This is a genomic window from Amycolatopsis sp. NPDC026612, from assembly GCF_040638285.1.
Lineage (GTDB): Bacteria > Actinomycetota > Actinomycetes > Mycobacteriales > Pseudonocardiaceae > Amycolatopsis.
Genome location: NZ_JBEZYB010000170.1, coordinates 1 through 4,611 on the forward strand (window position 1 = coordinate 1; position 4,611 = coordinate 4,611).

3 protein-coding genes and 1 pseudogene are annotated in these 4,611 nt (G+C 70.8%); 2 read left to right on the forward strand and 2 right to left on the reverse strand.

All coding sequences use genetic code 11. From position 1 onward, the window contains the following. Positions 1-93 (forward strand): M15 family metallopeptidase (locus AB0F15_RS44880; RefSeq protein WP_360284045.1); only part of this gene is annotated, 93 nt, incomplete at its 5' end. Positions 94-200: 107 nt separating this feature from the next. On the opposite strand, the gene AB0F15_RS44885 is transcribed toward AB0F15_RS44880, so the two are convergent. Beyond that, positions 201-3,056, reverse strand: coding sequence for an RICIN domain-containing protein (locus AB0F15_RS44885; protein ID WP_360284041.1), 2,856 nt, complete (start codon positions 3,054-3,056; stop codon positions 201-203). 226 nt (positions 3,057-3,282) lie between these two features. On the opposite strand from AB0F15_RS44885, the gene AB0F15_RS44890 reads away from it, so the two are divergent. Then, positions 3,283-4,032: a VOC family protein gene (locus tag AB0F15_RS44890; protein WP_360284043.1), complete on the forward strand. Its 750-nt coding sequence runs from the start codon at positions 3,283-3,285 to the stop codon at positions 4,030-4,032. A 69-nt stretch (positions 4,033-4,101) separates the two neighbouring features. Here AB0F15_RS44890 and AB0F15_RS44895 read toward each other — a convergent pair. Then, positions 4,102-4,611, reverse strand: a pseudogene (locus AB0F15_RS44895) (glycosyltransferase family 2 protein); the annotation flags it as partial.

The following is a 4,611-nucleotide window of genomic DNA, read 5'->3' on the forward strand; positions in this document are numbered from 1 at the left end:
GACGTCACCGAGCGGGCGTTCAGCTCGCGTGGCTGGACCTGGGGTGGCTCCTGGGACACCCCGATCGACTACCAGCACTTCGAGAAGCCCTGACCGGCGCAGCCGGCGGAGAATTCGAATTACTCAGGTAGTCCTCCCGGACGGCCCGGTCGGTGGATCCGACCGGGCCGGCCGCCGAGCGCTCGTTCCTGAAGCCGTGATCACCGCAGCCGCCACTGGTGGTCGGCCGTGCCGGTGTCGCCGAACTGCACCACCTGGGCGCTGTCGGCCGTCGACATCCGGTCGACGCCGAGCACCTTGCCGGAGTTGCGGTTCACGATCCGGAACCAGCCGCTGCCGTCGTCACGCAGGCGCCACTCGTGGTCCGGTGAGCCGTTGTCGGTGAACTGGACGACGTTGACACTGTCCGCTGTGGACATCTGGTCGACGCCGAGCACCTTGCCGGAGTGGACGTTACGGATGAGGAACCAGCCGCCGGCGTCGGCTTCGAACGTCCACAGGTGGTCGTCGGTGCCGTTGTCGGCGAACTGCACCACCCGCGCACTGTCCGCCGTGGACATCTGGTCCACGCCGAGCACCTTGCCGGAGTTGCGGTTCTCGATCCGCACCCGGCCGTCCGGAACCAGCTGCCACAGGTGATCCGCCGTGCCGGTGTCGCCGAACTGGACCGCCTGCGCGCTGTCCGCTGTGGACATCCCGTCGATGCCGAGGACCTTGCCGGAGTTGCGGTTCTTCAGTCGCCACCAGCCGTCCCCGTTGTCGACCAGCTGCCACAGGTGGTCCGCGCTGCCGTTGTCGGTGAACTGCACCCCCTTCCCGCCGTCCAGAGTGGACATCCGGTCCACCCCGAGGACCTTGCCGGAGTGGTGGTTGCGGATTCGGTACCAGCCGTCGCCGTTCGCGACGAGGTGCCAGAGGTGGTCGTCGGTGCCGTTGTCGGCGAACTGGACGACGTCGGCGCTGTCCGCTGTGGACATCCGGTCGACGCCGAGCACCTTGCCCGAGTTGCGGTTCACGATCCGGAACGCCGCGCCGCCGCCACCCGGCAGCCACGGGTGCCCGTCCGGCGACGCCGCCGGGAACGACGTGATGCGCAGCCGGGCCGCTCCCATCGGGATCAGCGTGACCGTCTCGACCGGCGCCTCGCTCAGCGCCGGTGACGCCTGCAGCGGCGTGACGACGTCCTGGTCGTCCGTGGTCCACTCGGCGATCTGCCGGGCGGACGCGGTGATCTTCACCGGGACGGTGTCCGGCGTGAACGGGTTGGCGGGCAGCGGCCCGCCGGAAGCCGAGAAGGTCAGCGCGGCGCCGGCGGCCAGGCCGTAGTTCCACGGCGTCGTCGCGTGCACGGCGTACTCCGGGAACTGGGCGGTGCCGGCGAACTGCTCGTACCGTTCCCCGATCTTCAGCGAGTACGTCAGCGGACCGTGGTCGACGGAAACGGAGTCGTGGTTGGCCTGCCACGTCCGCGTCGTCGTGCGCTGCGGCAGCGTCAAGGTGACGACGTCGCCGTCGGCCCAGGTCCGGTCGAGCTTGACGAACGCCGGCCCGGCCGCGGCCGCGACCGGCGCGCCCGCCACCGTCAGGCGCGGCGCCGAGCACCAGGCGGGAATCCGCAGGTACAGCGGGAAACGCAAGTGCCGCGGCACACGGACGGTGAAGGTGATCTGCTCCGAGAACGGGTAGGTGGTGTCCTCGACGATGGTCACCGAGGTGCCGCCGGCGACCTTCGCCGTGACGCTGCTGGCCGAGTACATCGACGCGGCGAGCCCGTTGTCCGGCGTCGCGAGCCAAAGCTCTTCGGTGAAGTACGGCCAGCCCATGCCGTAGTTGTGCGGGCAGCAGCGGTACTGCCGGACGCCCGGCATGTAGGCCTGCATGGCGAAGGTGTTCTGGAACTGGCCTTCGCTCTTGGGGACGTTGTCGAGGTCGACGCTGTTCGCGCTCGTGATGTAGTGCACCCCGCGCCCGCTCGGATCGAGGGCCGCGGGCAGGGAGTTGAAGGCGAGGTCCTCGCAGCGGTCCGCCCACACCGGGTCGCCGGTCAGCCGGGTGAGCAGCTGGTGGCTCGCCATGAACTCCACGATCCCGCAGGTTTCGAAGCCCTGCCGCGGGTCGCCGAAGCCGGGCCGCGCGTTCTCGTCCCCGGCGAAGCCGCCGCCGGCGAACTGGCCGTAGGTCGCCATGACCGTGGCGTAGCCGGAGTAGGTGGCCTGGGTGAGCGCGGCCGAGCCGCTGCGCAGCGCGTACTGCGCCGGCTCGCGGAAGCCCTGGGCGACGTTGACGTTGTGCAGGCTCGGCAGGGTGCCGACCCAGTCGGCACCGAAGGTGTGGATCTTGTCGGCGAGGTCGAGCAGGAAGGCGTCACCGGTGCGGTTGAACAGCCAGAAGACGCTGTCGAGCCCGTCGCCCCAGCGCACGGACACCCAGCTGGAGTCGAACGCGCTCTTGCCCTGGGCGTTCATGTACCGGAGGAACCGGGTCATGAAGGGGACGATCCGCGCGTCGCCGGTGTACTCCTGCCAGGACCGCAGCGCCTGCAGCAGCGGCAGGTACGGCCAGAAGTCGGGACCGTTGTTCAACGCGGTGCGCAGCATCGTCGGCCCGAAGAAGCCGTCGGCCTGCTGGGTCGCGAGGATGGCGTCGACCCAGCGGCGGGCGGTCGCCAGCGCCGTTGCGTCGCCGGTCACCGCGGCGAGGTCGACGTAGCCGCGCAGCCAGTACGGCACCTCTTCCCAGCCTTCGCCCGCCGGGTGCACCCAGCCGCTGGTGGCGAAGTCGAGGTACTGCGACGTTTCGGGGTAGTGCCCGCAGAGGCCGTCGAGCTGCAGCCGCAGCTGCCCGGCGAGCCAGCCGCGGGGCGTGACGGCGCCGGGTGGGAGCTTGAGGAAGGCGGCGGGCTGCAGCGGCGCCGCGTTCGGCGTGTAGAGCCCGCCCTTGGCGGGAAGGACCTTCCGGCAGCGGAGCGCGGCGGCGGCCGCGTCGGGTGCGCTGACCCCGGTCGCCAGGGTGGCGGCAACGGCTCCGGCGACGAACTGCCTGCGGCTCAGCGACACGGATACCAGCCTCCGCTCGTCGTTACAACGTTGTAAAAGTAGTTCCTACCCTATCGATACAACGTTGTAAATATTTCCCGTCAACTTGGCTCGTTCATGTCCGGTTGGCTCGTGATCGGGTCGTCGGGAGTGCTCGGACGCCCCGGCCGGAGGGAACAGCGACCTCGGTTCCGCGCCGGTCCCTATCGGCTTGCCGCCTCACGGGGGCGGTGTCTACGGTCGGGTGATGCGTTCGCGGCTGCTGGCGGTGACCTTCGAGGCGGACGACCCGGCTGAACCGGCCCGCTTCTGGGCCGGCCTGCTCGGTCGCGACGTCGTCGAGGACACCGGCGGTGTGCTGCTCCCGGGCGGGGACACCCAGCTCGGCCTGCGGTTCGTCCCGGGCCGCGCCGGCCGGCTCGGCGCGAACCGGATGCACCTGCACCTGACCAGCGCCGACCTCGACGACCAGCGGCACACGGTGGCCACGGCGGTCGGGCTCGGTGGCCGCCACGTCGACGTCGGGCAGCGTCCCGAGGAGGCGCACGTGGTCCTGGCCGACCCGGCGGGCTACGAGTTCTGCGTGATCGAGCCCGGCAACGGCTACCTCGCCGGGTGTGGCCCGCTGGGCGAGCTCACCTGCGCCGGCACCCGGCAGGCCGGCCTGTTCTGGAGCAAAGCGCTGGGCTGGCCCCTGGTGTGGGACCGGGGCGAGCAGACCGCGATCCAGTCGCCGCGCGGCGGCACGAAAGTCGCCTGGGACGCTTGGGATGGCACGCCTGTGACGTCGAGAGCGGAGCCGAGCCGGCAGCGCTTCGAGCTGGTCCCGGCCGACGGCGACCAGCGGGCGGCGATCGACGCGCTGATCTCCCTCGGCGCCGCTCGGCTCGACGCCCGCGACGACGGCACTGTCGTGCTGGCGGATCCGGACGGCAACGAGTTCTGCGTGCGGCCGACCGGTCACCACCACACCGGGTCGCCACCCGGGCCCGGGTGACCGCCACGGCCGTCGATCGGGACGCGACAAGAAGGCGCGCGGTGGTCGACGGCGAAGCCCGAGCGGGGATCAGAGGTCGTAGAGGCGCGTCCAGTTCTCCCGCGAGGTGAGCTCCGGCATGGCGCGCTTGTACTGCTCCTGCACCGCGGCGCCTTCCTTGCGCAGCCGCTGGATCACCCGGATGCCGCGGTTGGTCAGGTCCATGGTCTTGGCCCGGTCGTAGGAGCGGACGCGGACGCCGTCCTGGCTCGCGTCGGTGACGACCACGGTGTTGAACAGCGACGTGTGCCACCAGTGGGCTTCGTCCGCGGGGACGGCGCCGAGCCCGAACCGGTGGCGGCCCCTGGTCTGGTCGAGGACACGCTTGAGCAGGACCACGACCGTCCGGCTGGGCGGTGGGGCGCTGTTGATGATGCCGATGTCGTTGGACGCGATCCCCGGGACGTCGGTCGCCTTGTGGCGCTTGGTCTCCGGGTACTCGTCGCGGATGCGGCGGATCTCCTTCATCGCCTCGACCCCGCCGTCACGCAGGACCTCCGGCCCCTGCAGGAAGTCCTCCACCGCCTTGATCAACGTCGC

Coding starts and splice junctions, on each gene's coding strand:
- AB0F15_RS44890 (WP_360284043.1), top strand. CDS start 3,283: ATGCGTTCGCGGCTGCTGGCGGTGACCTTCGAGGCGGACGACCCGGCT.